The organism is Moorena sp. SIO3I6, assembly GCF_010672095.1.
On the sequence record NZ_JAAHHU010000579.1, the window covers coordinates 1 to 2,762 of the forward strand.

Consider the following 2,762-nt stretch of genomic DNA (forward strand, 5'->3'; position numbering starts at 1 on the left):
AAGTCCTCTTACTTAAGCAATTACTACGTTAATTGATAATACATTTATGATCAGTATTATTACTACAGTATTATTACTATAGTTGGTGTTGAGTTTTTTAGATTATACTGAGATGTCTTACCTTTAAATAAAAGCTAATAACTTCTTATTTAAGATTCATGGAACACAAATTATTATCTACATTGATAAAACCTAAACTAGTTATTAGCTAAACACAGTAACTAATAACTAGTCTTTAACTCACCTGCTATTCCAGCCAACTTTACCTATTATTAACTAGTTTTGTCCTAGTGCAATATCTAAGTTTAAGAACCAGTGCAACTAGGCAGATGGAGCTCTCTGCTGTTCTATTTTAGTCAAAACTATGGAAAACCTTAATACTACAATCAACCTAATCAAAGAAAGGATATTTGATTCCGACTTCCAGCTCGCCAACATCCCTGTTTCCAAGATACTTATGGTGGTGGTCATCCTCCTCCTCACCCACATATGTCGAGGTTTGTTCACTGCCATAATCATTGACAGAATCGAGCGTCTGACTAGCGCTACAGAAAGCACCCTAGACGATGAGTTTATTAAGATTCTTAGAGCACCATTAGGCTGGCTAATTTGGCTGGCTGGACTATGGCTAGTAAATAGTGTTGTGGCAACCCATCTTAGTCCTGAACAGAATCAGAAAATCCCCGAGATTCTCTTTGTCAGCGCTCTGTTCATTGTCACCTATATTCTTTACCGTGCTGCTCCACTACTGGGGGAGCTGCTAGCCGGATTGGCGGCACACACTGAAACTGAACTGGACGATTTGTTCGTCCCCTACTTCCCAAGGCTTTTTCAGACAGCAGCAATCCTGATTGCTGTCATTAAAGCCAGTGAGATTTTGTTGGGGGCATCTGCCGGTGCACTGATCGGTCTAGTCGGTGGCGCAGGTGTTGCCTTAGGTTTGTTATTGAAAGATATTATCTATGACTGGTTTTGTACGGTGATTATCTACGCTGATGGTCTCTATAAACCCGGTGACTGGGTAGGAGTTGACGGCGTAAATGGTTTTGTTCAGATCGTCAGTATTGGTCTGAGAAGTACACAGCTTCGTCTGACTGAGTGGGGGTCTATTAAAAAAGTTCCCAATTCTAAAATGATTGCTGGCGTTGTGGAAAATTGGTCCCAGAAGACTGGCGATACCTTTGAGTGGGGCATAAATTTAACTCTGAAAGTTGATGGAATTTCGGCTGAGCAAACTAGCCGCATTTGTCAGGCTATTGAAGAAAAAATTCCGTCTATCGATGGCTTGCACAAGCAGAAACTATTAGTTTTATTTTCCCACATTGAAGAGAATGCTCGTGTGATTATAGTTAGGGTATTTGTGATTGATCCCAACCTCTACTTTGCTGCCCAGCAAAACTTGAATCTAGCCCTATTACAAATCCTGGAAAAAGAGGAAATTGATCACCTGCATGTTGAGCTGGAAAAGCAACTTCAAGACTACAAACAGCTGAATGAAAATGGCTCTCCCAGTATGGCTATGATAATTTAGTGTTCAGCCGTCAGCCGTCAGCCGTCAGCTAAAAGCTCACGCTAGGCGAACAGCCGTCAGCCGTCAGCTATCAGCCTTAGCTATGATGGTGACGTACTCCCGACGTTGCCCTAACGGGACAACGCGGGCTTCTTGCCAACACCAGGTACCCCTTCGGTTACTCGGCAAGCTTTACTCCTGACGGGACGCCCCACCGCCAAATTTAAAATGTTTATTGCCGCATTCACATCACGATCTGCTGTAAAACCACAGTGAGGACAAGAATGGATGCGGTCTTTTAATTCTTTAGGGACTTTTGTTCCACAATTGGAACAGTTTTGGCTAGTGTTTCGGGGATTCACTGCTTTCGTTGCCAGTCCAGCATTTTCGGCTTTGACTGACAAGATTGAGAGGAATTGACCCCACCCAGCATCTAATATAGATTTAGCCAATTTGGTCTTAGCCAGACCTTTAATATTTAGCTTCTCATGAGCTACTAGATCATGTTCATCCAGTAATCCCTTTGCAGTTTTAAAATGAAAATCTTTCCTGGTGTCAGCAACCTTCTTGTGAGCTTTCCCTAGTTTAGTGACAGCTTTTTTCCTATTATTACTCCCTTTTTTAGATCTGCTGACAGCTTTTTGAACTTTCTTCAGTCGTTTCTGAGCCTTTCGATAATACTGAGGAATTGGCACCTCTGAACCATTTGACTTGACCAGAAAAGACTTGAGACCCATGTCTATTCCAATAGGATTTTTAACACTATCTACTGGGATGACATCTGGGACAGTATCATCTTGTATTGACAACGTAACATAATAGCCGTCAGCTTTTCGGGTTACAGTGGCCGTCTTGATTTTAAAACCTTCTGGAATAGATCTATGGTAAATCAGCTTGACTTTTCCAAATTTCGGAAGAGTCAAATTATTGCCATCTATAGGGTTTTTGCCAAGAGAAGGAAATGTAAAAGATTTATATCTGTTTTTCCCTTTAAAGCGAGGTCTTCCGCTCTTTCTTCCGTTACTATCCCCTTTGAGGTACCGCTTAAAAGCTAGATCTACTCTCTTGACACAGTCTTGGAGAACTTGGGATTGAACTGCACTGTACCAAGGTCTATCCTTCTTTAACTGGGGGAGGGTTTTCTTTTGGGAAAAATAGTCTGGATTGTTCCTTAAATTTGGTAAGTGGCAAACAAGAGGGCAAGAGTTAATGGAACAGCGATTCTGTTCATACCAGCTAAATCTGTCAGCCA

Annotated in this window: 2 protein-coding genes; one reads left to right on the forward strand and one right to left on the reverse strand. The window is 41.6% G+C overall.

Going from position 1 to position 2,762, the window contains the following annotated elements:
- Window positions 1-364: 364 nt before the first annotated feature.
- Window positions 365-1,531: a mechanosensitive ion channel domain-containing protein gene (locus F6K49_RS39850; protein ID WP_293106225.1), complete on the forward strand. Its 1,167-nt coding sequence runs from the start codon at window positions 365-367 to the stop codon at window positions 1,529-1,531.
- Window positions 1,532-1,641: 110 nt separating this feature from the next.
- Here the strand turns inward: F6K49_RS39850 and F6K49_RS39855 are convergent.
- A partial coding sequence (locus tag F6K49_RS39855; protein ID WP_293106228.1) for a transposase occupies window positions 1,642-2,762 on the reverse strand: 1,121 nt, incomplete at its 5' end.